This window comes from Microcoleus sp. K4-B3 (genome assembly GCF_036704615.1).
GTDB lineage: Bacteria > Cyanobacteriota > Cyanobacteriia > Cyanobacteriales > Microcoleaceae > Microcoleus.
Map to the genome: position 1 here is coordinate 1 of NZ_JAUBSF010000100.1, position 24,082 is coordinate 24,082.

At 45.8% G+C, this 24,082-nt stretch carries 23 protein-coding genes; 14 read left to right on the forward strand and 9 right to left on the reverse strand.

All coding sequences use genetic code 11. From position 1 onward, the window contains the following. Window positions 1–220: 220 nt before the first annotated feature. A complete protein-coding gene (locus tag QUA78_RS27660; RefSeq protein ID WP_333306774.1) occupies window positions 221–1,030 on the forward strand; it encodes a GAF domain-containing protein in 810 nt (269 codons plus the stop codon). Between the two features lie 307 nt (window positions 1,031–1,337). Here QUA78_RS27660 and QUA78_RS27665 read toward each other — a convergent pair whose 3' ends face one another. Continuing rightward, window positions 1,338–2,876: a PAS domain S-box protein gene (locus QUA78_RS27665; protein ID WP_333306776.1), complete on the reverse strand. Its 1,539-nt coding sequence runs from the start codon at window positions 2,874–2,876 to the stop codon at window positions 1,338–1,340. A gap of 319 nt (window positions 2,877–3,195) precedes the next feature. Here QUA78_RS27665 and QUA78_RS27670 point away from each other — a divergent pair, with 319 nt between their 5' ends. Beyond that, window positions 3,196–3,846: a DUF3386 domain-containing protein gene (locus QUA78_RS27670; RefSeq protein WP_333306778.1), complete on the forward strand. Its 651-nt coding sequence runs from the start codon at window positions 3,196–3,198 to the stop codon at window positions 3,844–3,846. A 282-nt stretch (window positions 3,847–4,128) separates the two neighbouring features. After that, window positions 4,129–4,365: a NifU family protein gene (locus QUA78_RS27675; RefSeq protein WP_006632519.1), complete on the forward strand. Its 237-nt coding sequence runs from the start codon at window positions 4,129–4,131 to the stop codon at window positions 4,363–4,365. Here QUA78_RS27675 and QUA78_RS27680 read toward each other — a convergent pair whose 3' ends face one another. Continuing rightward, entirely contained in the window at window positions 4,366–4,512 is a 147-nt protein-coding gene (locus tag QUA78_RS27680; RefSeq protein WP_333306780.1) for a hypothetical protein, read from the reverse strand. Window positions 4,513–4,579: 67 nt separating this feature from the next. Here QUA78_RS27680 and QUA78_RS27685 point away from each other — a divergent pair, with 67 nt between their 5' ends. The 6 genes from QUA78_RS27685 to QUA78_RS27710 all read left to right on the forward strand — a co-directional run bounded on the left by QUA78_RS27685 (window position 4,580) and on the right by QUA78_RS27710 (window position 11,553). After that, a complete protein-coding gene (locus tag QUA78_RS27685) occupies window positions 4,580–6,826 on the forward strand; it encodes a glycoside hydrolase (protein WP_333399136.1) in 2,247 nt (748 codons plus the stop codon). A gap of 369 nt (window positions 6,827–7,195) precedes the next feature. Then, window positions 7,196–9,766: a PAS domain S-box protein gene (locus QUA78_RS27690; protein ID WP_333304429.1), complete on the forward strand. Its 2,571-nt coding sequence runs from the start codon at window positions 7,196–7,198 to the stop codon at window positions 9,764–9,766. A 5-nt stretch (window positions 9,767–9,771) separates the two neighbouring features. Continuing rightward, window positions 9,772–9,954: a hypothetical protein gene (locus tag QUA78_RS27695; RefSeq protein WP_333304428.1), complete on the forward strand. Its 183-nt coding sequence runs from the start codon at window positions 9,772–9,774 to the stop codon at window positions 9,952–9,954. Between the two features lie 200 nt (window positions 9,955–10,154). Continuing rightward, window positions 10,155–10,547, forward strand: coding sequence for a response regulator (locus QUA78_RS27700; RefSeq protein ID WP_333046072.1), 393 nt, complete (start codon window positions 10,155–10,157; stop codon window positions 10,545–10,547). A 468-nt stretch (window positions 10,548–11,015) separates the two neighbouring features. Further along, window positions 11,016–11,234, forward strand: a complete 219-nt coding sequence (locus tag QUA78_RS27705) for a hypothetical protein (protein WP_333304427.1) — start codon at window positions 11,016–11,018, stop codon at window positions 11,232–11,234. Window positions 11,235–11,340: 106 nt separating this feature from the next. Then, window positions 11,341–11,553 (forward strand): hypothetical protein, encoded by a 213-nt coding sequence (locus tag QUA78_RS27710; protein WP_333304426.1) that lies wholly within the window; start codon window positions 11,341–11,343, stop codon window positions 11,551–11,553. 195 nt (window positions 11,554–11,748) lie between these two features. Here QUA78_RS27710 and QUA78_RS27715 read toward each other — a convergent pair whose 3' ends face one another. Further along, window positions 11,749–11,892 carry a chlorophyll a/b-binding protein gene (locus QUA78_RS27715; RefSeq protein WP_172191134.1) on the reverse strand — a complete coding sequence of 48 codons (144 nt, stop codon included), beginning with the start codon at window positions 11,890–11,892 and terminating at the stop codon, window positions 11,749–11,751. Between the two features lie 672 nt (window positions 11,893–12,564). Here QUA78_RS27715 and QUA78_RS27720 point away from each other — a divergent pair. The 3 genes from QUA78_RS27720 to QUA78_RS27730 all read left to right on the forward strand — a co-directional run bounded on the left by QUA78_RS27720 (window position 12,565) and on the right by QUA78_RS27730 (window position 14,576). After that, a complete protein-coding gene (locus tag QUA78_RS27720) occupies window positions 12,565–13,068 on the forward strand; it encodes an NYN domain-containing protein (protein WP_333304424.1) in 504 nt (167 codons plus the stop codon). 146 nt (window positions 13,069–13,214) lie between these two features. Beyond that, on the forward strand, window positions 13,215–13,928 hold the full coding sequence (gene rnc / locus QUA78_RS27725) for a ribonuclease III (RefSeq protein ID WP_333304423.1): 714 nt from the start codon (window positions 13,215–13,217) through the stop codon (window positions 13,926–13,928). Between the two features lie 219 nt (window positions 13,929–14,147). Then, window positions 14,148–14,576 (forward strand): DUF1824 family protein, encoded by a 429-nt coding sequence (locus QUA78_RS27730; RefSeq protein WP_333304421.1) that lies wholly within the window; start codon window positions 14,148–14,150, stop codon window positions 14,574–14,576. A gap of 126 nt (window positions 14,577–14,702) precedes the next feature. Here the strand turns inward: QUA78_RS27730 and glgA are convergent, their stop codons facing one another. The 6 genes from glgA to QUA78_RS27760 all read right to left on the reverse strand — a co-directional run bounded on the left by glgA (window position 14,703) and on the right by QUA78_RS27760 (window position 21,498). Then, a complete protein-coding gene (gene glgA, locus QUA78_RS27735; protein WP_333304420.1) occupies window positions 14,703–16,130 on the reverse strand; it encodes a glycogen synthase GlgA in 1,428 nt (475 codons plus the stop codon). A 395-nt stretch (window positions 16,131–16,525) separates the two neighbouring features. Beyond that, window positions 16,526–17,353, reverse strand: coding sequence for a S1C family serine protease (locus QUA78_RS27740; RefSeq protein WP_333304418.1), 828 nt, complete (start codon window positions 17,351–17,353; stop codon window positions 16,526–16,528). A 445-nt stretch (window positions 17,354–17,798) separates the two neighbouring features. Next, on the reverse strand, window positions 17,799–18,770 hold the full coding sequence (gene hemC, locus QUA78_RS27745) for a hydroxymethylbilane synthase (RefSeq protein WP_172192941.1): 972 nt from the start codon (window positions 18,768–18,770) through the stop codon (window positions 17,799–17,801). A gap of 691 nt (window positions 18,771–19,461) precedes the next feature. Further along, window positions 19,462–19,698, reverse strand: a complete 237-nt coding sequence (locus tag QUA78_RS27750; protein ID WP_333304417.1) for a type II toxin-antitoxin system Phd/YefM family antitoxin — start codon at window positions 19,696–19,698, stop codon at window positions 19,462–19,464. 92 nt (window positions 19,699–19,790) lie between these two features. After that, window positions 19,791–20,792, reverse strand: coding sequence for a hypothetical protein (locus tag QUA78_RS27755; RefSeq protein WP_333304416.1), 1,002 nt, complete (start codon window positions 20,790–20,792; stop codon window positions 19,791–19,793). Between the two features lie 145 nt (window positions 20,793–20,937). Further along, the gene (locus tag QUA78_RS27760) at window positions 20,938–21,498 is read right to left on the reverse strand and encodes a hypothetical protein (RefSeq protein ID WP_333304414.1); all 561 of its coding nucleotides are present in this window, start codon (window positions 21,496–21,498) and stop codon (window positions 20,938–20,940) included. 193 nt (window positions 21,499–21,691) lie between these two features. Here QUA78_RS27760 and QUA78_RS27765 point away from each other — a divergent pair, with 193 nt between their 5' ends. Both QUA78_RS27765 and QUA78_RS27770 read left to right on the forward strand, forming a co-directional pair. Next, the gene (locus QUA78_RS27765; protein ID WP_333304413.1) at window positions 21,692–22,777 is read left to right on the forward strand and encodes a T4 RnlA family RNA ligase; all 1,086 of its coding nucleotides are present in this window, start codon (window positions 21,692–21,694) and stop codon (window positions 22,775–22,777) included. Window positions 22,778–22,942: 165 nt separating this feature from the next. Further along, entirely contained in the window at window positions 22,943–23,791 is an 849-nt protein-coding gene (locus QUA78_RS27770) for a phosphatase domain-containing protein (protein WP_333304412.1), read from the forward strand. Window positions 23,792–24,082: the final 291 nt, after the last annotated feature.

Below are 24,082 nucleotides of genomic sequence, written 5' to 3' on the forward strand. Positions count from 1 at the left end.
TTTTGAGCAACAGCTTGCCTTCTGTTAAAAGGCAGCTACTTTTAGCTGTGACCATTTTTTAGTCTAAACTCCAGTTAGTAATGTTTGACGGCGTGTGGCAAAATTTAAGTATAATTACGTAATTTCTAAATCGGACAGCGGCAGGCTGGCAAATTCGGTAAATTCCTGCTCTGTTGGCCCAGTGGTACACTTTTGCCAGTCTAGTAGAACAAGGGTTGCTATGAATCAGCAAATATCAGCTCAATCGCAAAAACTTTTACTCCAAATTGGCAGAAAGATTCGTCGAACCTTGGATCTCGATACCATCTGGCAGCAAACAGTTAACAGTCTGGGAGAAACACTAGGCGTCAGCCGCTGCATCATTTGTCCCTATGAAAGTTCTAGCCTGCAAGTCAAAGTAGCTGCTGAATACTGCCAAGAACCATTTTTACCCATGCTGGGAATGGAAATCTCGCTCACAGCAGCACCTCATTTCATTCAAGCTCTAGCCACCCTCGAACCGGTGGTAGTAGAGTCCTTTGCAGCCAATGACCCTTTTGGGCCGCAGTCGCTGCTAGTGGTGGCTACCGCTTATCAAGACCAACCTAACGGCATAATTAGCTTGCATCGGTGCGAGAGCCGATCGTCGCGGAAGGGTAAGACCGATCGACCTTGGACTCAATGCCAAATCGAATTTGCACAAGAACTTGCCGATCAAGTAGGAAGTGCGATCGCCCTCGCCACCCTCTACCAAGAGCGCAGCAAGCGAGTACAAGGACTATCCCAGCTCAAAAAGCAATTTTTGTTGAAGGCGTCCCACGAGCTGCGCACTCCCCTAAATCACATTATCGGCTATCTACAACTAACCATAGACGATCAAGCAGACGATCCGATCGAGGAGAGAGATTTTATCCAAGAAGCTCACCGTTCGGCTATCCACCTTTCTAAGGTAATTTCCAATATCTTAGATTACATAGAGTTAAGTGAAGCTTGCCAGACTCACGGAGATTTAGCCGCTTTCAGGAGCCAGGAGAAATCTGGGAACCAGTAAAGATTCGAGCGGCGTATTCAAAAACTCGAATATTTACCGTGCTGACAAGTCTTCCGCCTGATAAATCGGACACTTGATCGATAGATTCCCTCAATAAATTCGGTAGCTGGTCAATCAATTATTTTTAGGTAATTAGAGTTTTATACAGCACAGCAGACCAAATACTACACCTAGCCGCCGGGTATATTTATCATATTATGTCCGCTCAAACCACTCCCATCAAATAGGTTATTTTACCGGAAATGATATCGCCAGCAAAAGATTGCAGTTTCACACTTTTCATGCTCTTAACTTGTGCTTGATGAGATTACCGATCGCCATTTTTTTTCTGGGTTTTTGGAGGGCTGACATAGCGCGCCCAAAAAGGTTCCTCGATATCTTTCATCGCTGCTAGTTTTTGGCGCTCTTCCTCTATGCGCTTGCGTTCTGAAAGATCGGAAAATATGTTGATACTGCCGACAGTCTGACCGCCCGCATCTCGCACGGGAGCAGTCCAAAACCAAACATCGATCGAGCTACCATCTTTTTTCAACAAAGATACTTCCAAACCGTTTTGCGGTTGGCCATTAGACGCAGACTTCAACAGCGCGTAAAAATCTTGCTTTTGGCCTCCTGGAATATTCGGTAAAGGTTTCCCTAAAACCTCAGCCGCAGTCCAGCCAAAAAAATTTTCGGCGGCGCGGTTCCAAACAACGGTATTGCCGTCATTGCTGGTACAGTTAATCGCCAGCGGGGCCGATGCTATCTGCGCTTGCAAAACTTGGTTAACGAGTTGCAGTTTCAATTCTACTTGCTTGCGATCGGTAATTTCCTGACAAGCGCCCCACAAACGGACAACCCGTTCAGCAGTTTTGTCCCACACCACTTGCCAGTAGTCCCGCACCCAGCGCACCTCGCCTTTTTGATTAATAATGCGATACTCGTTGGCTCCCGTGCGGCTGAAACTACAGCATTCTAATTGTTTAATTAATATTTCCCGGTCGTCGGGATGAACGATCTCGGAGTTCCACCAACCAAACGATTCTAATTCTTCAGGAACGAGACCGGCGCAGCGCTCAAAAGCTTCTGTCGCCCACTCGCAGGCGAACTTGCCGTCTGGCAGTGCCTTAAAAGAATAGGCAAAATCCGAAGTAATTTGCGACATAACTCTGTAGTGCAGTTCCGACTCTCGCACAGCTATTTCTGCTTGCTTGCGTTCCCCTATTTCCCGCGAATTAATTATAACTCCCTGCACGCTAGAATCGTAAACCAAACTGTTACCTATCGACTCCATGTAGAGCCAAGAACCGTCAGCGTGGCGTATCCGATATTCGATCGGTCTAGAAATTGCGGGAGCTTCTAACAAATTGCCAAAATACGCCTGCCAAGCCAGCAAATCGTCTGGATGGATTAACTCGCCGTGAAAATTGCCAATTCTTTCTTCTAGGTTGTAACCCAAAAGCCGCTGTAAAGCTCCGCTGTGGTATCGTACTCGCCCGTCGGAGCCGACAATGCTAATTAGATCCGGAGAATTGCGCAGCAGAGCTTGCAGTTTTGCTTCGTTTTTAATTAATCCTTGATTGTCCCTGCGGTACTGGCTGATTTGTTTTGCCAACTGCTCCTGTAGCTGTCTGATTTGCCCTACTTGCTGGGCGACAGTGCGTTCCAAGAGGCGATTATTTTTTTCAATTTCAACCAGCTTTGCTTCGTTATATCTCGCGCTTTCAAACAGGCTGCTGGCTGCTATTTCCTGCAAAGAATTTGATAAATTTTCCAGAGTTTTTGTTAAAATTGCCTGGTGCGGCGGTGGCAATTCGCTAGCTTGTTTCTGCAATGTTTCTAAATGTTTGTAGACTGTTTCTAGCATTTTATTAATGGGGGGATCTGATAGTTGCCACAGGTGCAACCCCTAAAAAGCGGACACAAGTGTTTTCAAGATAACCCATAACTAAGACTGCTGTCTGGCGATCGACCGATCGCGCTCTCAATAACCAGGCATTTTGTGACTTTATTTTCAGATCATAGCAACCGATAGAGAAAGTAAATTCTTGTTGCGATCGAATTGCCAGCCCAGCAGCACGCTCAAGAAGCGATCGCCAGGAGTGCGGGTAACTCCCCTATCCAGTGAATGTGGGGCTTCTCGCGGTTAAGCTAAACTAGATGGGTGTCAAGAGAAAGAGGGATTTATGACAGAGCAAGCCAACGCTCGCGATTTGTTTCGCGCTGCTTACGAACACCGCTATACCTGGGATGCTAATTTTCCCGGTTACAGTGCCGATATTGAACTCAAACAGGGCGAGGAAGTATACACCGGTCATGTTTCGATCAAACCCGACATGAGCGTGGAAGTCAGCGGCATTGAAGACGAGGAAGTGCAGCAAAGCGTTTACACCCAAATGCGGGACATTGTTACCCACCGCAAGCGCTCGACATTTGAAAAATCTCACGGCAAAAATAGCTTCACCTTGGGCGAGAAAGACAGCACCGACGCTGTGGATATTTTAGTGCAAGGCGACTCAATGGGGTCTAACTATAAAATCCGAGGTCTCTCAATTTGTCAAGTCAGCCGGGTAATGGGCCGCATGGCTTTCGTAATTGACACCCACAAAAGCTTAGAGACACCCGAAGGTTCTTTGGCCAGCCACTACGATGCCGTTTTCCGCAACCCCCAAACCGACGAAATCATCAGAGAACTCGAATTTGAAGATACCTTTGACAAGATAGGCGACTATTATGTCATGACCAAGCAAGTAGTTCGATCGAAAGAAAAAGGTCAACTGACAACAACCGAGTTCAACTACTCCAACGTCAAACTGCTAGAACCAGCAGTAGTGTAGCGCGATCGAAAACCCCATTTGTTAAATAAAACGGGTTTTTTTGGTTAACGTATCAGAATCAACTTGATTTGGCAGCAAGTAAGGCTACGATCGAACGAGAGAGCGAATTCAGATCGAGCATCAGCGTGACAGAAACCGGGTTTCATGCAGCCAGCTCACCTGAGTACGCAAGTCTTTTGTTAAGAAACCCGGTTTTTTTCTTAAATCTCGCGCGGTTGAGAATGCTGCCCTTAAGTCAAATCAAACAAAATCAACTGCAAGAAATCATCACAGAGGCGAAATATGACACTAGCACTAACCAGAGATAACGTCGAAACAGTTCTCGATGAAATGCGCCCCTACCTGATATCCGACGGCGGCAACGTCGAACTCGTAGAAATCGACGGCCCAGTGGTACACCTGAGGCTGCAAGGAGCTTGCGGCTCTTGCCCAAGTTCCACAATGACTCTAAGAATGGGCATTGAACGCCGCCTGCGCGAGGCTATCCCCGAAATTGCCGAAGTCGAACAGGTAATGTAATTAGTCAGTTGGCAGTTGACGGTTGACAGTTGACAGTTGACTGTTGACTGTTACCAGTTGACGTTTAACAGTTGACTGTTGACTGTTACCAATTACCAGTTGACAGTTGACTGTTGACTGTTGACTGTTACCAATTACCAAATTCAATTACCAAATTCAATTACCAATTACCAATTACCAATTACCAACTACCAATTACCAATTACCAAATTCAATGTCTCACCCCCTTTACGTAGCCTTCATTTGGCACCAACATCAACCGCTGTACAAATCCAGAGTATCAGCTAACTCCACAGAGGCTCAATACCGACTGCCTTGGGTGCGCTTGCACGGAGTCAAAGACTACTTGGATTTAGTGCTAATGCTGGCAAAATATCCCAAACTTCATCAAACCGTAAACCTGGTTCCGTCCTTGATTTTGCAGATAGAAGACTGCATCGCAGACAAAGCATTAGACCCTTACTTGACGGTGACATTAAAGCCAGCAGAAATTTTAACCATCCCAGAACAAGAGTTCATTTTAGAACACTTTTTTGACGCCAATTACCACACTCTGATTCAGCCGCATCCCCGCTACGCTCAACTCTACACTCAGCGGCAAGAAAAAGGCATTCAGTGGTGTTTGGTAAACTGGAAGTTGCAGGATTTTAGCGACTTGCTGGCGTGGCACAATTTAGCTTGGATTGACCCGCTGTTTTGGGACGACCCCGAGATTGCAGGGTGGCTGAAACAAGAACAAAATTTTAGTTTGGCCGACCGAAAAAACATCTACTTAAAACAAAAAGAAATCCTCGCTCGTATCATTCCCCAGCACCGTAAAATGCAAGCTGAGGGACAGTTGGAAGTCTCCACAACCCCCTACACACACCCGATTTTACCGCTGCTTGCCGACACTAATGGCGGCCGTATAGCTATTCCAAATATGACGCTGCCACAACACCGGTTTCAGTGGGAAGAAGATATTCCCCGACACCTGAGAAAAGCCTGGGAAATGTATGAAGACCGGTTTGATTGCCAACCGCGCGGTTTGTGGCCGTCGGAACAAGCAGTCAGCCCGGAAATTTTGCCCTACATTGCCAAACAAGGCTTTAAATGGATAGTCTCGGACGAAGCAGTATTGGGGTGGACAATTAAACACTTTTTTAACCGCGACGCGACAGGGAATGTCTACGAACCAGAATTCTTATATCGCCCTTACCGTTTAGAAACTCCTGACGGCGATTTAGCCATAGTATTTAGAGACCACAGATTGTCCGACTTGATCGGGTTTACCTACGGTTCGATGGAACCGGAAAAAGCAGCATCAGATTTAGTGGGACACTTAGAAGCGATCGGCAGAACTCTCAAACACCGACAGTCCGACGGCCAAACAGCTTTAGAAAATCCCTGGTTAGTGACGATCGCCCTAGACGGCGAAAATTGCTGGGAATTCTATCCCCAAGACGGCAAACCGTTCTTAGAATCTCTATATCAAACTCTCAGCGACAATCCAGATATCAAATTAGTCACAGTCTCGGAATTTCTCGACAAATTCCCAGCAACCGAAACAATTCCCGCAGCCCAACTGCACACCGGTTCCTGGGTGGACGGTTCTCTCACAACTTGGATCGGCGATCCCGCGAAAAATCGCGCTTGGGACATATTAGGGCCCGCGAGACAAATGCTGGCAAACCATCCAGAGGCCACTGAAGAAAGCAACCCAGAAGCTTGGGAAGCGCTTTATGCGGCCGAAGGTTCCGACTGGTTCTGGTGGTTTGGCGAAGGCCACACGTCGAACCAAGATGCCATGTTCGACCAGCTATTTCGCGAACACGTAGCGGGAATTTACAAAGCTCTCGGCGAGCCCGTACCCCCGGAAGTGCGCCGGCAAGTAGAGGTGCACGAGGTTCAAGGCGACCACCTGCCGCTGAGCTTTATTCACCCGGTGATTGACGGTATCGGCAACGAACAGGATTGGGACAAAGCCGGCCGGATTGAAGTTGGGGGAGCAAGGGGTACGATGCACCGGAGTTCGGCAATTCAGCGACTTTGGTACGGGGTTGACCACTTGAATTTTTACATTCGCGCCGACTTCAAGGCAGGGGTGCGGCCGGGAATTGATTGCCCTCCAGAGTTAAATTTGTTGTGGTTTTATCCCGATCGCACGATGAACAACAGTCTGATTCCGCTGTCTGGTTTGCCCGACGAAGCACCGCTAAACTACCGATTCCACCATCAGTTAGAGATTAATTTACTGACGAAATCGATTTGGTTTCAGGAAGCAGGAGAGGGCGATGAGTGGCATCCCAGGATCAGCCGGGCTCAGGTGGGAGTGGATAAATGTTTAGAGGTAGCAGTGCCCTGGGCAGATTTGCAAATTATGCCCGACTGGCAGATGAGGCTGATTGCGGTTTTATCGGAAGCGGATCGTTACTCTAGCTATATGCCGGAAGATACTTTGATTCCGCTCGGAATGCCGTAAAAAGTAATTAGTCATCAGTCATTAGTCATTAGTCTGTAGGGGCGGGTTTCACCAGCAAAATAGCACTGCAAAGCCAAATACTAAATATAAACCCGCCCCCGCCAACTGAATTAGTCAACAGTCATTAGTCATTTTTTGAAGGAAAAAACAATTCAAGAATTATCAACTTTTCTTGACTGGGAGATTCGGATATTGCTGCCTAATGCTTTCATCATTACGATCGCATCCGGTCGTTGTAGCGCTGTAAAATTTGTTTGTAGTGAGGGCTTGAGTCCTGATTACAAAGAGGAAGGGATTCCTCAATACAAACCGTATAATGGTTAATTTACCGGACATCATATCATTAGTCATGGGGAAATCAACAAACTAATGAGCCGCATTTTACTCTTGGTCGATCGCCACCCACAACCTAATTTGCCGCTCGCCCACCTCAACACCGAGCATGAGGTGATCGTACTCGATCGCGCTTTAGATCACAACTCCGAATTTCCCATTCCCCAAATCGCTTTTGACTTGTGCATTCTCGACGAGGCAAATTTCGATCGCATCGGGCCGCTGGTAGAAACATTAAAAGCTGCCGCCGAGCCGATATTTTTACCGTTTTTGCTTGTTAGTAAATCCCAAACGCCTGCTCTTTCTGAGCAGCCATTTTCGCGGCCGGCAAAACAACTCGAACGCAGAATAGACGATTTGATAGTAAGTCCCGCTGAACCCGCCCAACTGCACTTGCGGGTAGAGAATTTGTTGGCACGCAGGCGGCTGTCGGTAGAACTCCACAGACTTCAAGAAGTAATTAAAGAACGGAATTTTACAGAAAGTTTGTTAATCAACTCGCTGCAAACGGCAAACGAAAACCTGCAACGGGAAATCGCCAAGCGGGCGGAGGTAGAAACTGCACTGCGAGAAAACTCCTATCTCAACTCGCTGATCAATGCCATGCCAGATATTGTCTGCTTCAAAGATGGTGAGGGCAGGTGGCAGGAGGCAAATCAAGCGATATTGGAAGTGTTCGAGCTAGAAAAAATAGACTACCGCGGCCTTAAAGATTTTCAGCTAGGAGAACTCAGCAGTTTTTACCGCGAGGCCCTACAGGCGTGCGAGGTGAGCGATCGAGAAGCGTGGGCAAAAGGTGAGCTTTCTAGGGGAGAAGAAGTGATTCTCCGATCGAACGGTACTGTGAAAATCTACGACGTGATTAAAGTACCCGTATTTCACCCCGACGGCAGACGCAAAAGTATCGTGATTTTGGGTCGCGACATTACCGAACACAAGCAAACTAGAGACGAACTCGTGCGCTTGGCGTCGATTGTCGAGTCTTCCGACGACGGCATCGTCGGCAAAACTCTCGCCGGGACAATTCAGAGCTGGAACGCAGGAGCAGAGAAGATTTACGGCTACTGTGCCGCGGAAATCAAGGGGCAGTCGATCGAGATTTTAGCCATACCCGAACGCCCCAAGGAAATGCCCCAAATTCTGGAAAATATTAGGGCTGGAGCCAGCATCGACCATTACGAAACCGTGCACTTGCGGAAAGACGGTCAACAGATAGATGTGTCCCTGACAATTTCTCCGATTAAAGATGCCACTGGAGCGGTAACGGGCGTTTCCACCATCGCTCGCGACATCAGCGACAGCAAGCGAGTCGAAAAAGCCTTTGAACAACTCCGCCACCAAACAGAAATGATTTTGTTCTCCGCAGGAGAAGGAATTTGCGGGTTGAACAAACATGGAAAAGTAACTTTTGTCAATCCTGCGGCGGTGAGAATGGCCGGCTGCGAATCGAAGCAATTGATCGATCGACCGCTCTATGAAAGCTTACACCGTTCACAGGAAGAATCCTCAAAGGCGATCGAGCAACTGTCACCTGCAACAGAAATTAATTCAGGCGCTGAAATTGCCCCAGGCTGCGCCGCACCGCCAGCCCCGGCCAAACTGCTGCCGAACCGGGTAAGTTCTCAAATTTTAGCGACCTTGGAAGACGGAGAGGCGCGGCGCGTCACCGATGAGGTTTTTTGGCGGCGAGACGGCAGCAGTTTTCCGGTTGAGTACGTTGTCGCTCCGATGCGAGAAGAAGGCGAAATTATTGGAGCTGTGGTGACTTTTAAGGATATCACTGAGCGACTGGCGGTCGAGCGCATGAAAGATGAATTCATCTCTGTGGTCAGCCACGAACTGCGGACGCCCATGACCTCGATTCACGGCGCCCTCGGCCTCCTCAACAGCGGCCTGCTTGACGTTTACCCCCACAAAGCCAAGCGGATGCTGGAGATTGCTGTCACTAACACTGACCGCTTGGTGCGCTTGATCAACGACATCCTAGATTTAGAGCGGATGGAGTCGAATTACAGCACTGCCATCAAACAAACTTGCAATGTCGCTGAGCTGATGCTGCAGGCGGCCGACGAGATGCAAGGAATGGCTCAGGAGGCGGGAGTTACTCTGTCGGTGAGGCCTGTGGGGGCGCAATTGCAAGCTGTTCCCGATCGGCTAATTCAAGCCTTGACAAATTTGCTCAGTAATGCTATAAAATTTTCTCCCTCCGGGGCTACGATTTGGCTGAGCGGGGAGTTGATCCACAATGCGGATTTTACAGAAAAAGCTGGGTTGAAGTCGGTGTCGTCTCCGTCTTTGTTGTCTCCTGAGCCTGCCGTCGCTCATCCGCACTTGCCAGTCCCGAGATCGTCGTACATCCTGATTGCTGTGCAAGACCAAGGGCGGGGTATTCCGGCAGACAAGCTGGAGATGGTCTTTGAACGCTTTCAACAGGTTGATGCTTCTGATTCTCGCCAGAAGGGAGGTACTGGTTTGGGGCTGGCTATTTGTCGCAGTATCGTGCAGCAGCACGGGGGCCGGATGTGGGTGGAGAGCGTTTTGGGGGAGGGCAGCACTTTTTTCTTAAGTCTGCCAGTTCAAAGGGAGGGGCTTACAACGGAAAGTTAATTTCTATGCAGGTGTACCCAAAGTTACTGATTTTGTGCAGATTGTTCGATCGAGTCATCGACAAACAATCTCAGCCTTTTCCGTCAATTGGGGATTGCGAGCAAAAACCGCGATTTGAGGTGGAAAAGCGGCTTTTTTTGGGGGGGAGATTTTACAGCAACCGCGCCGGAGGGTTAGGATGTTCTTAATTGTTGAAACTCTGGCGGTCGATTACAACTTCGGTCTTCTTTCTTCCTTCTTTTTACCCGCTCAGCTTCCCCGAAGGGCCTTCAACATCTGCTATACAGTTTTGAAAATTTACTGTAAAGTCTGATCTGGTAAGATAATTTGCTTTACAAAATATTCGCATTTCGCTTCTAGTCTGTGATCAGTTCTCATTCCTAAAAAAATGTTAATTTTGACTGCCAAGCGCATCTTGGTTATTGACGATGCGGAAGATATTCGGGAAGTGGCTCAAGTCAGTCTTGAGGTAGTGGGGGGCTGGGAAGTCCTGACTGCGAGTTCTGGCCGCGAGGGTGTTGCTAAGGCTCTTGCCGAACAGCCTGATGCTATTCTGTTGGACGTGATGATGCCCGACCAAGACGGGCCTACTACTTTTTTACAGTTACAAGCTAATAATGCTACGCAGCACATTCCGGTAATTTTATTGACGGCTAAAGCTCTCGCTGGGGACAGGCGGATGTTCGCGGATTTAGGCGTGGTGAGCGTGATTGCTAAGCCTTTTGAACCGATGTTTTTGGCTGCTCAGGTCGCTGAAGCTTTGGGCTGGGAGCAAGAATAGATCGCTCGCCCCCATTGAATTGGGCAGCTTTTCAAGCATTAGTCTTGCAGGCAAAGAAAGTTAAAAAAACTTGGTTTCTTTGGTATTGTGCCGAGCGATCGAATCCGTGCGATCGTACAGCATAAGTGTAAGCACTTAGGCCCCGTGCCTTTCGTCCTGTCAGCTTAAGACTAAAAACCAGATTCCGGCAGGCAGGCGTTTCAACCCTGTCAGTATTTGAGGTGAAATTGATACGAATAGGCGATGCTTAATTCCCTATGGGTAGTGCGTTCATTTAAGCGGATTCGACCTCAACAATGAACTCAATATTCCTGATGATTTCTCGGAAAAATATAAACTGGCAGGAGTATTTTACTTTTTGTGACAACTCGCTCGTCTTCATAAGTTCTTCAGGTTTTAGTTTTAAGTTTAAGCACATCGTCAGGGATCGCTCCTGACGGTTTGCAGACACATTGGGAGAAGACGACTATGCCCTCAGCTTATATTTTGCTACTAATAGTTTCTCTGGTGGCAGTCTGGATTTACTGGCAAACATCTCAAGATATTTTTGTTCTTGTGGCTTTAGCCGGACTGGGTTGTTTTCTTTGGGGTTTCTCTTGGGCCCCTTGGAATGTTCAGCTTCTGATAGTGGTGTTGCTGTTCGGTTTCCAAAAGTGCTACTTGCGAGACGCTCAAAGTTGTGAGTGAAAAAAGATTTTTTCTTGTTGTGTCTGAAGTTGAGATGCGCCGACATTCGTCAATATCTGTCATGAATTGGTTATCGCTCCATATCTTAAAAAAGGTTTAAAATCTCATGAATAGTTGCCCTTGTTGCTCCTCTCAATTACTACGCCACGCTCGCCACAATCGCATTTATTGGTTCTGCTCGCACTGCTGGCAGGAAATGCCGGATCTGTCGGAGATGATTTTAGGTCACAGCGCGCGGACTCACAAACGGGACGGTTTGGTGAAGCTTCCTGCTTTGACTCCTAAAATGAGGATGTTGGATTCGGTAGGAATTGCTTAGTTGGCTGGAGTTAGTCTCGCGATAAATATCGAGACGGAAAAGATTTTTGATTGTGCCATCTGTGGGATTTTTTGAGAGAAAATGCAAAAGCCCCCTTCCGTGTGAAGTGAAGGGGACTTATGAGCGGGGGGGCTTTTGCAATTGTGATGGGGTCGATCGCCCGACTGAATTTCAGCTATTGTGCAGTTAAGCTGATTACATTAAACCGACTTGAGAGAGAATGCCTTGACCGGTGAGGAATTCGGTAGCTAGACCGATAACGAAGCCCAACATTGCCAAACGGCCGTTCCAGGTTTCAGCAAACTCAGTGAAGCCAACTTTTGCGTCTTTGTTTTCCATGACCAGAAACCTCGTTTAATTTCAACCTTATGTAACTAAACTTAACACAGCAGTACAAAGTTTGCAACATATTTTTACATTTACTGTTCAAATGCCGGAGATAAGCGGGATGGGCCTGCAGGGAGAGGGGATCGCGGGGGGAGGGGGAGAGGGTTTTTTATGTGGGAACGGTCGATCGGTGTCAAATTGGCGAAAACCTTGGTGAGATGTCTAAGGATGTAATAAGATTATTTTGAGTTAATACTTGACATCCAATAATTAGAACGCTAGCCTAAAAGCACAGCTAAAACTAAATATCGCATTCAAAATCAAGGAATGTTGATTGAGTCGTCTTAGCTACACGGTTTATAAAACTGGGGCAAGTTTCTAGCACCCCGTTGAGCGGAAAGAACGTCTAATGTCGTTTTAACAAGTTGATACAAGCTTGAAAAAATCCAAACATTATTGAGTTCCATTTCCCTTCAGCGGGCTGCTACTAAACTCGTTCCTGTTCTGTAAACCCTGTAGCTAAGACGCTAATCAAATCCCTACAAAATTATAGTGTTTTGTGGTAACAGATTGTGCTGTGCCGAGATGTTCATTTTTGAGCAAATCCACAGGCAACGTTCCATTAATGCTAGATGCGCGATATGTCGAGGCTGTCCAGTCAACATCTTTGTAGGACATAATCAAATGACGGACAATCATCGAACCTCAAACCAATCAACCGACCAACAGCAAGCTTTAGTTTCCATTTATTGGGATTATCAGAACATCCCAAATGCAAAGCAAGCTAATAACTTATTGCTCTTTGCGAATTCATTGGGATGTGTAGTTACCAGAAAGGTTTACGACAATTGGCAACAGAGAAATAAGATTTCTCCCAAAAAAACCTTAGTTAATTTTCGCTTTGATTGTGTTACTGTAGTGCAGAAAATCGATGATGCTGTTGACTTCAGTTTGTTTTTTGACTGTTCTGGTGAAGCAGCAATTAGTCTATATCCACACACATTTATTATTGTGTCTGGAGACGGCAATGGCGAAATCTTGATTCCTAAGCTGCAAGACAAGGGTAAAAAGGTGATAATCGTGGCTCGACGAGATAGTAAAAATAAAAATCTGGAAAGGCTCGCAAATGAATTCTACTTTCTGGATGAATTACCGAAGTTGCTTGATAGTTACAAACTAGACGCCTAAATATACCTGAAATTCACCTAACCGCAGATAGCAAAAATCTAGTTTATTTGATAAACTAGATTCTCCAAACCAACCGCTATTTGCGGCTCTTTCATGTCCACATAACAACACCCAACTCCAAAAACAATAACCATTACAAAACTCCTATGCCATTAACTAATCCAACAAAAGAACTCAAAATTACCCTTCCCGAATTCAAAAATGAAAAACTGCTGCGCCAAGCGCTCACCCACCGTTCCTACGTCAACGAAAACCCCACATTCCACGAAGAAGACAACGAACGCTTAGAATTTCTCGGCGATGCTTTGCTGACTTTTCTCAGCGGCGAATATCTCTATCAGCGTCATCCAGAAATGGGAGAAGACCAACTGACTCGCCGGCGTTCTGCATTAGTAGATGAAAAACAATTAGCCAGATTTGCTACCGAAATCGCTTTAGACTTAAAAATGCGGCTCGGAAAAGGAGCTTATCGAGAAGGTGGGATTACCAACCCAAATTTGCTCAGCAGCACTTTTGAAGCATTTATTGGCGCTTACTATCTAGACACGCAAGACATGGATAAAGTTCGCCAGTTTGTGTGGCAAATGTTTGATTCTGTTCCCGAAAATGTTGTGGAAACTCGATCGACTGTAGACTCGAAAAATCGCTTTCAAGAATGGGTACAGGCCAATGGTGACACGACTCCCCCCAAATACGTGACAGTCCAAGCAGGAGGCACACCCCACAAGCCGGAATTTCTCGCTAAAGTTTATGTCGCAGAGAAACTCTATGGAGAAGGTAAAGGCAAAAGCAAAAAAGATGCTGAGAAAAATGCGGCCGAAGATGCGCTAGCAAAGCTGAAAAAACGCGGACTGATCTAAACTTGAAAACATGGGTAAAAACTACTAGCTTTTTTGTGCTATTTGGGCGTTGGCGAAGCCCTCGAAGACGATCGTCCGAATTGATTGCCAGAGTCCACAATGGGCTATAATCAGGACTTGCGCAAGTGTTACCGCCGTCGATCGAGGGTTGCAATGGCAGAAATTCGTTGACGAGTGCCCGAGTGTCGATCGTAATTTTGGGAAATATCAGAGCAATTCATGTCTACTCACAACCCGACTACCCTAACTGTTGAAGAAGCACAGCAAATCCTCAAGGATTTCACTTGTCTGGATATGCAATCTGTAGCATCGTCGCTGGAAAAACAGGCGCTACGTCAAGCTATTTTGCTGGTAGCAAGTTTGTCGGATTACCAAATGCTGGGAGTTTGCGCTTCTTCGACGGATGAGGGGTTTTTAGCTTTAGAAGCTTATTTGAAAGCTTTGGGATATCAAGCTGTTTTAGAGCCCAATGCTGTCTCGACCTTTGCTGGTTCGGTTTATATTAAGTTCAATACTTTGAAGGGTTCGTATTATGTTGACGGTTATATGGGAACTTACCGGGGCGTTTTGGTGTCGTGTCAATCTTCCTCAGAAGGTGGATTTAGCGGCACTTACGGTCATTTACCTCTCGATTTATTTGTTGATTAATTGGGCATTGGGAATTGGGCATGGGGCATGGGGCATGGGAACCAAAAACTAAAAACTAACAAATAACAACAGCCAACAGTCAACTGTCAACAGTCAACTGTCAACAGTCAACTTACCCATTACCAATTACCCATTGCCAAGAATCAATTCTGGCTGTGGTTCCGGTGCCGTTTCTTCGGGTGGCAGTCCTAAAATATCGCTGTACAAGTTGACGTATTTCCGGGCAGAAATATCCCAGCTAAAATCTTCTCTCATGCCGCGCTGTTGCAGTTCTTTCCACTTATCTTTGTAGCGGAAACCTTCCCAAGTTCTGATCATGCAGGTGAACAAGTCGAGGGGTTCGTAGCGATCGAAACAGTAACCTGTACCAGTGTTATTGATCGGATCGTTGTGGGAAACCGTATCGACTAAACCGCCGGTGCGGCGAACCATTGGTACGCACCCGTAGCGGAGGGCAAGCATTTGGCTGATGCCGCAAGGCTCGAAACGGCTGGGCATCAGGAAAGTGTCGCAGCCTGCGTAAACGCGACGGGAGAGGGCTTCGTTGTAGAGTAATTGGGTGGACATCCGACCGGGATAGCGGGCTGTCATTTGCCAGAGTTGGGTTTCGTAGTAGCGATCGCCCGTTCCGAGTACAATAAACTGAGCGTCGGTATAGGCCATGAAGCGATCGAGCATTTGAATAATCAAATCCAATCCTTTCTGTTCTACCAGCCGCGTCACCATGCCCATTAAAAAGGCACCTTTATTCACTTCCAAACCGACTTCTTCTTGCAGGGCAATTTTGTTAGCTGGGCGCTTTTCAATAGTATCAACACTGAATTGTTGATGAAGGTACTTGTCAGTTTCTGGGTTGTAAGATTCTGTATCTATTCCGTTCAAAATGCCCGAAACTTTGCCGCCGATGTAAGAAAGCAAACCTTCCAAACTTTCCCCGTAAGCTGGGGTTTTGATTTGCTCAGCGTAAGTCGGTGAAACTGTATTTACTCGATCGGCAAACTGTACTGCGGCAGCCATTGTATTGTGACCTTGCATATACCAAGGACACCAAGTCATCTGCTCCAAACGCCAGCGCCACGGCCCTTGATAAGCTAAATTGTGAATAGTAAAAACCGTGCTGATATCGGGGTCTTGGCTCATCCAAACAGGTATCATCCCCGTATGCCAGTCGTGACAGTGGATAATTTGGGGCTTCCAGTGATTCCAGGCAAATTCAGCCGCAGCATTGGCAAAGAAAGTGAACCTCCAATCTTCATCTAAACCGCCGTAAACGCGGCGCGGCAAGAAAGATGGATGTTGCAATAAGTATAAAGGTACATCGGTTCCCGGCAAAACACTTTCAAAGACAGAGAAGGTTTGGAACATGGCCGCCCCATCCCAAACAGGTTTTTTGGGAACATCCATTTTGTCGGGGATAAAACCGTAGTAGGGCATGAAGATGCGGACATCGTGTCCCATGCGCCGCAGAAATTTAGGCAAAGCGCCGACGACATCGCCCATACCGCCGACTTTGGCGAGGGGTGCTGCTTCGGCGGATACAAATAAAATGCGCATTATTTTTTTGTGTTCCTTGAGATTGTTAGTCTAGATTAAGTTTAAATGGCGAGCGGCACAATATTAACGCGCCTGCCAAAAACAAGTATAAATCTGAGTTGCTGTAGCGATCGCCCTTTTTCCATCCGTGTTTATCCGCGTTGCGGAGGGCCGAACAAAAGAGCGATCGCCCGGACTCTCCTCCCGCGACAATTTTCACGATCTAATCAAATTTCTATCTCACTTTTTGATTGACGGTAAACATCAAAAATGGTATGCAGTTTGATAATTTTTACGCATTAGTAAAACTGAACGCAAAGCCATCAGTATCGAATTAAGGAAATAGCGATCGCCTTTTCCATCCCTTATCAGAAAAAGAGCGATCGCCCGAACCACATATTACCGACAACTCCCGACTAATTCTGAGAATCCTCCTCAAAACTTTCTTCAAATCCAGCTAAAAAATCATCCAAAGCTTCAGAGGCGATCGCCAAATTAATATTATCAGCATCTTCCCATCCCCACGTATTCACCCCAACCACTTGACCTGCCATATTAATCAGCGGCCCGCCGGAATTTCCCGGATTAATCGCCGCATCAGTTTGCAACACCTTCACCTCAGCAACATCATCTTCTTCTTCGTCGCCTTCTTCATACTCATCGGGTTCGCGAATTGCACTAATAATACCTTGAGTTACAGTTGAAGCAAACTGCCCCAAAGGATTGCCCACAGCAATTACTGTATCTCCCACTTTCACATCAAAAGACAACTCTAGGGGAGGATATTCCTGGGGAGATTCGACTTGTTCCCCTGTTTCCGGGTTGAAGGTAAAATCGCTAATTAAGAGCAATACTAAATCTTCTTCCGCATTACCGGTAAACACCACCTCTGCCAATCTCAATTTTCCGTCGTGAGTTTCCACTAAAACCTGTTCGACTTCATCTTCTTCATAGAAGTAATCTTCATCGGCAATATCTTCGACCACGTGATAGTTCGTGACAATTACGTCCGGCGATACAAAGAAGCCACTCCCTGAAGAAATCTCTTCTTGTGTCTCCCAATCCATGACGTAAACTGAAACTACGGACGGCAAGACTTGCTCGACTACATCCGAAAAATTTCCTGCCTGAGTTTTAAACTCTTTCAATTGCTGCTGCAAAGCTTTTTGGTCTGCCTGCATTTTGCGATAAAGTTGCTGAACTTTTTTCAATTCCAGCTTTATTTGATTTTCCCTAGCGCTCATATTTTGCCTTTTTCTGAAATAGATTGCTGATTAATTTCGGATGTTTGATTGTAGATTTTGGATGGGTCTATTGATAATTATAGGACTTACGAAATAAATCTGTTTCTGGGAGAAATCTTGGGTACTAAATCGAAACCTCCACCCGTGCGCAGCGTCCTAAATTAGTCAGAATTTTTTGAAACCGAGGGTCAACTTTATGCTCTAATAGGACTTACGCTCAGAAACCCGGAATCAGCGAAAATCCTTGGTTTGACGACCAGATATAGAACAAACCGGGTTTCTGAGGTCGGGATCGTAAGTCCAATCTAAAATCCCATCAAAAATCTACAAACATACTGCTAGTGTATCTGTGAAAGCAAAAGCGAACCGCCAGTTATTTTTATTTTACAAAAGGCGATCTCTCTAGATTAGTCTAAAAGCATTGACAAATAGATGCCGATCGGGTTTAGGAACCGCGCTGAACTTGGACAAATATTTCCTCCAAAATTTCACTAGCTCCCTGTTGGCGCAGGCGGTGAGCTAGGTCAATTCCCAGCAGTTCAGCAGTCTCGGCAGCGCCGGAAACAGTATCTTTGACGAATCGCTTGCCGTCGAGACTCGATACCATTCCCGTTAAGGTTAATTGACCGTTTTCTATTTTGGTATTGACGCCTATGGGCACTTGACAGCCGCCTTCTAATTCCCGCAGAAATGCGCGTTCGGCATAACATCTTTGGGCGGTTTCCGAGTGTTCGAGAGCTTTAATTACTGCCATGATTTCTGTATCTCCGGCGCGGCATTCGATGCCCAAAGCACCTTGTCCGACGGCGTGAAGGGAGATTTCAGCAGGGATAATTTGGTGGATGCGATCGCCCATACCCAATCTTTCGAGACCGGCAACTGCTAAAATAATGGCGTCGTAACCGCCCTCATCTAATTTAGCCAGTCGAGTATTGAGATTGCCGCGAATATCTTTAAATTCAAAATGAGGGAAATGGTGCCGCAATTGAGCTAGCCGCCGCAGGGAAGAAGTGCCGATTACTGCACCTTCTGGGAGGGTGTCTAGTTGCTTGTCTTTGTGCTTTGAGTGAACTACCAAGGCGTCAGCGGGATTTTCCCGTTCGGTGACGCATCCTAAAATTAAACCTTCGGGCAAATTGGTAGGCAAATCTTTGAGGGAATGAACGGCAAAGTCCGTTTCATTGTTAATCATTCCCGTTTCTAATTCTTTGGTAAAAAGTCCTTTATCGCCAATTTTAGCGAGGGCGACATCAAGAATTATGTCCCCTTGGGTGGACATGGTGTGGACTTCAAAAGTGTGTTCCGGGAAGTGTTTCTGTAGCTGTTCTTGCACCCAGTGGGTTTGCACGAGAGCGAGTTGGCTTTTGCGGGAACCGATGCGAACGGTTCGGGAAGGGGCAGATGTGGTTGGGGACATAAGATCGATCGGAGGATAGCTTGAAATCAGCCAATATATTCACCTGATCTAGCGTACCGCAGGTGGGGACTTTAATTGCTGGTTGGGATAATTCGGGCGATAAAATAGAAATACCAGGTTTTGACCGCCAGTTTGAAAAAAGGATGCAACGGTAGGCAAGCTCCAAACCTTTACATAATAAGCCATTGCCAATCTAAAATTTAAAATCTAAAATCTAAAATTGTATGACCGCCAGTAGCAGTTAGCCTTGATGATGTTTCCCATCCTGCATTGGGCGTCGCTGGCACGGGGGCGATCGACATTCCGAAGCAAAGGCTGCCGGCGATGTAAGATTTACCTAGCGTCGAGCCGGATGAACCTGGTTAGCATGACGAGTTAGCTCAGCAGCAGCTCGAAAGAATTAGCTCAAAGGTTGGGGGATTTGGGGAGAGAAATGTAGTTGCGAGGGGAAAAGAGCGATCGTATTTATTTGTAGCAGCTTCGTTGACCAAAGGGGGATCGAACTTTTAGCCCTCAGCTACGGCAATTAATAACTGAACTTTACTTTAATAGTAAGTAGGTAAGCGGGATTAAACCGAGCTATGTAGCATTATGTAAACAGGGCTAACTTAGCCACGCTTAGGGAATGTGGGTACTTTACAATCCTTAACATAAGTGTGTTTTACAGCGCCTACCTACTTATCTATATAAATCAATACCGTGCTTCCTCCCTTAGCCTAATGACTGTTGCACTCATTGGCTCGCCCTTGACATTAATGGAGTTTCGGAATGCTTTACGCCTAGCTAACCGCTGCTCCTTGGATAGTGGCGGGACTACGCGAGCTACTACTTGGCCTTCTTGTAGGATTGTCACTTCTTCTCCTTTGGCCACCTTTTCCAAGATAGCTTGCAGACTCTGCTTGGCTTCTTCAACGCTAATCGCAGGCATCTCATTAGTTTTTTAGGTACTTTTTAATTGTACAGCAACGGCATATTTAATGCGAAAAAGGTCGCTCGACCTTTTTCATTTCCCACCACAATTTAACGTTGCCCTGCTTGAAGTGCAGAATTTGCTATCTGGACAACTTCTTGCTGCCGTCCGTTTTTCCTTGTGACTCGGTACAGTACCCCCAGCCTTTGCCATTCAACAAAAGCAGTGCAGTAAGCACCGCAATTATTGAAATAAATTCCCCTGATGCCGCCGGCCAATTCAATGCTTCTGTAAGTATCCTGCGGCAATTGCGAAGGAGGCGAAAACGGTTCATTTCTTTTAGCTTCGATTGTGCCGAAATAACAGGCTCCGGCGCGGCAGCCTTTGCCTAAATACATTCCCACAATGTAACCGTAGGAACCTGCTTGCACATCAAAATCAACTTGCTGAGTGTCAGATAAAGGAAGTATATTAGGCAGAAAAACAGGCACTCGCGTTTTACCTTTGATTTGCCGAAAAATGTTACTTGCAGGAAAAATACTGTTAGCTTGGTTTGCTAATTTATCCGGGATTGAGGGAAACTTTTGCACAAAATCCCTCCACTGCAAAACTCTATTTTTAGCAATGTTGAGAGTGGGAATTGAATATTTTTCTGCTGCAATAGAAGGGCGACCGTTATTCAGGTTGAAGTGGCGGCGAATCACTGTAATTTCTGATTTCCCTAACCCGTAAGCTGGAGTTATGGAACGGGCTAGAGTGCAGCTAATTTTGAAGCGTCCCATTTCAATATTGCCATTTTCCGCTTGATAAGACCAATTGTAACCTTCAGAAGCCCGATCGCGATCGCACAGAAAATGAGAAATCTCAAACATCTTGGCAATATGGATATCGTACAACCGCAACTTACGGCGGCCGGCCGATTTTGCAGTGTTGCGATCGGGTACAATAAATTGTATCGGTTGCCAGCTATCTTCAGGGGAGTAATTAAACCAGCGGATTTCTGTAATCGGGAGTTCAGTTCTTGCTAACGCTGAGTTTGGTGTCAAAGGTGCGATCGTAAAAGCAGTCACCACACCAGCAAAAATCGCTGCAAATAGCCATTTTCCCCTCATTCTGATTTCCCCCTAAGTAGGTCAGCGCAAAAAAACCATAGCATCTTGTAAGAGGCGAATGCGAGTTAATATCTATCATACAATAACCGTAAGGTGCGCAGTTCGCACCCTACATATAGAAGTGGTGCGTCCCCGACTGCAAAACTTAACGCTTCCCAGCTTTAATAGCAGAATTTGCTATTAAAATTAAATCAGATTCCCGTCCGTTCTTAATAACGACGGTATACATAAAACCCTGATTTTTCCACTCAAGAGTTGCTGTGCAGTAAGCCCCGCAACCGTTATGAAAAACTCCTTTCACTCCGCCCGCAAGTTTGACATTTTTTAACGTCTTAGTTACCCCTTCTACTTTTGTAGTAAACTCCCCGCCTTTTTGACCTAGAATTGCCCCAAAAGTGCAAACTGTCGTACCGCCGCAATCTGCTTTATACTCGATTGAAATAGTATAGTTGTTTGCTTTTGCTGTAGTTTGATAGTACATTTTTTGCGAAACCGGAATCCTGCTGGGAATAAAAATAGGCACTTGCGTTTTGCCTTTTAACTTTGGCAAGATTTCATTTACCGGAACCGCAGTGTCTCCTTGAGCAATTTGTGTTGTTCCCGATTGTCGCAGCGACAATTGGGAAGAGCCAAAAACAACCGAGAGAGGTACTAAAGCAGTCAATACACCAGCAGAAGTAGCCAAAAGTAATAATTTCTTTTTCACGGTCTTTTCCCTTAATATTCCAAGAGTTTAGTTGGGCGGCGAACCGCATTCACCTATGTACAACCATAATTTAAAATACCAAATTAAAACTGGCTTTTCCGGGAAAAATGTTTTTTGACTATCTTGACAAGGTTGCCAGAATATGAAGTCATATATAATAATATAGAGAAGGCGAGCAATTTAGGAGTCGATCGTGGAACTGCAAGAGTATTTGCGCCAGCACGGATTGGAAACTTTGTCCGAAACTTATCATATCAAAGTTACCCGCCACCGCCAATATCCCGATTTAGTATGTCTGAAATACTCGCAGATAGAATCTCCATTGGGCGAAAAGATAGTGCAGCAGTGCCGAGGCATTATTTTAGATTCATCTCAAGATTGGCAGATAGTTTCTTATCCCTACGACAAATTTTTTAATTACGGAGAAATTCACGCCGCTGCAATTGATTGGAGTCATGCCAAAGTTTACCAAAAACTAGACGGTTCTCTGACTGTACTTTATTTTTACAAGGGAGAATGGAGAGTGCAATCTAGCGGCACTCCCGACGCCGCCGGCGAAGTTAACGGTTTTGGATTCAGCTTTGCCGAACTTTTTTGGAAAGTCTGGCAAGAGTTGGGATATCAATTACCGCAAGAAACCGACCAGTGTTTTATCTTTGAGTTGATGACGCCTTACAATAGAATAGTTGTCCAACAAAAAAACAATCAAATCGTGCTGCACGGGGTTCGCAACACTCAAACGCTGCAAGAAACCGACCCGAGTATTTGGGCAAATAAATACGGATGGGAATTCGTCGAATCTTATCCTTTAACTAGCTGGAAAGAAGTTCTCGAAGCAGCTCAACATTTAGATCCGATGGATTCGGAAGGGTATATTATCTGCGATGCTAACTTCAACCGAGTTAAAGTTAAGTCTCCGCAATATGTCGCTATTTCTCATCTCCGCGAAGGGTTTTCGACCCGCCGCCTGATCGAGATTGTTTTAACTAATGAAGGAGAAGAGTTTTTAGCTTATTTCCCTGAGTGGACTGAATTGTACGAAAAAGTTAAGGAGAAATATCAATGTTTGGTTAGAGAAATCGAGGAAGTTTACCGACAGCACGAACATATAGAAGTTCAGAAAGATTTTGCTTTAGCTGTGAAACATTTGCCCTATTCCGGGATTTTGTTTTCTTTGCGAGCCCGAAGAGTTGCGGGAGTGAAAGAAGCTCTCCGTGATGTTACTATCCATAAAACAGAGGAGTTATTGGGTTTAGATTACATCCATCTAGGTTTGTAAACAAACTAATAAATTTTTGCCATCAAAATCGGCGGTTGAAACCGCATCTACACTTGGCTCTCGTTCCAGCAGAAATGGACGAATAAGTGGTAAGGTGCGCATTGCACAACCTACAAATGCGAGTTACTGCGTCCTTAACTGATCAATTAGCCATTACCAATTACCATGAAAAGAGTTATTGTACTTGTTGGTTTACCTGCTTCTGGAAAATCACAATTTGCTAGAAAATTGCTGCTGTCTGAACCTGCAAAGTGGGTTCGCAGTAATAAAGATTTGCTCAGAGAAATGGCTCACGCTTCTCATTGGTCGCCCGCGAATGAAAAGTTTATTGTGCAGTTGAGAGATACGATTATTTTGATGGCTTTGGAAAGTGGCAAGCACGTCATTGTTGATGATACTAATTTTGGCTCTCACATCGAGCATATTAAACAGTTGGTTAAAGGTAAAGCTGTTGTCGAAGTTAATGATTCTTTCTTGCAAGTTCCGGTTGAGGAATGTATTAAACGGGATTTGAAAAGGCTTAATTCTGTGGGCAAAGATGTGATAATGAAGATGTACAATAAGTACGTGCGGGTTCCCGTTGTGCCGCCGGAATATAATCCGGATTTGCCGGATGCAATTATTGTCGATATGGACGGTACGCTGGCACTTCTCAACGGCAGAAATCCTTTTGATGCTTCGACGTGCGATCGCGATTTACCGAATCAGCCCGTCTTAGATACCGTTAGCAAATGGCAGTCCAGCGCCCATATTATTGTAGTGTCGGGTCGAACAGATGATTGTCAGCCTCAAACTGAAAAATGGTTGCAGCAGTACGAGGTTAATTATGCTGCTCTTTATATGCGGAAAACCGGAGATATGAGGAAGGATTCTCTGATTAAGGAGGAATTCTACCGGCAGCATATTGATGGGAAGTATAACATTAAGTTTGTGTTGGACGATCGCCAGCAAGTTGTTGATATGTGGAGGTCGTTGGGATTGACTGTATTCCAAGTAGATGAAGGGGATTTTTAAGGCAGCACTCTTGTGTCACTTTGATGACAGGGTTAGATAAAAATTGATTAGCGATCGCCCCCTTGGTAGTTTCAACTTTTTTAAGGTTTCAGCAAGGGACACTGAAAGGTAGAAGGCTTTATGAAATATGAATTTTTCGCTACTAGCTTTGATGCTATTGAAGCCAATTTGTATGTGGGTTTTTCTGAAGCGGAAGGGGGCATGGAGGGATGACTCGGGAGTATGTCACTTTTGTAGTGAGTAATTATACTCAGGCAGCTTGTCTCTGATTTCCAATTAACCCGTTCAAGT

Excerpts from the sequence above, each read along its gene's own strand:
- QUA78_RS27660 (WP_333306774.1), top strand. The coding sequence starts at position 221 with ATGAATCAGCAAATATCAGCTCAATCGCAAAAACTTTTACTCCAAATT.
- QUA78_RS27665 (WP_333306776.1), bottom strand. The coding sequence starts at position 2,876 with ATGCTAGAAACAGTCTACAAACATTTAGAAACATTGCAGAAACAAGCT.
- QUA78_RS27670 (WP_333306778.1), top strand. The coding sequence starts at position 3,196 with ATGACAGAGCAAGCCAACGCTCGCGATTTGTTTCGCGCTGCTTACGAA.
- QUA78_RS27675 (WP_006632519.1), top strand. The coding sequence starts at position 4,129 with ATGACACTAGCACTAACCAGAGATAACGTCGAAACAGTTCTCGATGAA.
- QUA78_RS27685 (WP_333399136.1), top strand. The coding sequence starts at position 4,580 with ATGTCTCACCCCCTTTACGTAGCCTTCATTTGGCACCAACATCAACCG.
- QUA78_RS27690 (WP_333304429.1), top strand. The coding sequence starts at position 7,196 with ATGAGCCGCATTTTACTCTTGGTCGATCGCCACCCACAACCTAATTTG.
- QUA78_RS27695 (WP_333304428.1), top strand. The coding sequence starts at position 9,772 with ATGCAGGTGTACCCAAAGTTACTGATTTTGTGCAGATTGTTCGATCGA.
- QUA78_RS27700 (WP_333046072.1), top strand. The coding sequence starts at position 10,155 with ATGTTAATTTTGACTGCCAAGCGCATCTTGGTTATTGACGATGCGGAA.
- QUA78_RS27705 (WP_333304427.1), top strand. The coding sequence starts at position 11,016 with ATGCCCTCAGCTTATATTTTGCTACTAATAGTTTCTCTGGTGGCAGTC.
- QUA78_RS27710 (WP_333304426.1), top strand. The coding sequence starts at position 11,341 with ATGAATAGTTGCCCTTGTTGCTCCTCTCAATTACTACGCCACGCTCGC.
- QUA78_RS27715 (WP_172191134.1), bottom strand. The coding sequence starts at position 11,892 with ATGGAAAACAAAGACGCAAAAGTTGGCTTCACTGAGTTTGCTGAAACC.
- QUA78_RS27720 (WP_333304424.1), top strand. The coding sequence starts at position 12,565 with ATGACGGACAATCATCGAACCTCAAACCAATCAACCGACCAACAGCAA.
- rnc (WP_333304423.1), top strand. The coding sequence starts at position 13,215 with ATGCCATTAACTAATCCAACAAAAGAACTCAAAATTACCCTTCCCGAA.
- QUA78_RS27730 (WP_333304421.1), top strand. The coding sequence starts at position 14,148 with ATGTCTACTCACAACCCGACTACCCTAACTGTTGAAGAAGCACAGCAA.
- glgA (WP_333304420.1), bottom strand. The coding sequence starts at position 16,130 with ATGCGCATTTTATTTGTATCCGCCGAAGCAGCACCCCTCGCCAAAGTC.
- QUA78_RS27740 (WP_333304418.1), bottom strand. The coding sequence starts at position 17,353 with ATGAGCGCTAGGGAAAATCAAATAAAGCTGGAATTGAAAAAAGTTCAG.
- hemC (WP_172192941.1), bottom strand. The coding sequence starts at position 18,770 with ATGTCCCCAACCACATCTGCCCCTTCCCGAACCGTTCGCATCGGTTCC.
- QUA78_RS27750 (WP_333304417.1), bottom strand. The coding sequence starts at position 19,698 with ATGCCTGCGATTAGCGTTGAAGAAGCCAAGCAGAGTCTGCAAGCTATC.
- QUA78_RS27755 (WP_333304416.1), bottom strand. The coding sequence starts at position 20,792 with ATGAGGGGAAAATGGCTATTTGCAGCGATTTTTGCTGGTGTGGTGACT.
- QUA78_RS27770 (WP_333304412.1), top strand. The coding sequence starts at position 22,943 with ATGAAAAGAGTTATTGTACTTGTTGGTTTACCTGCTTCTGGAAAATCA.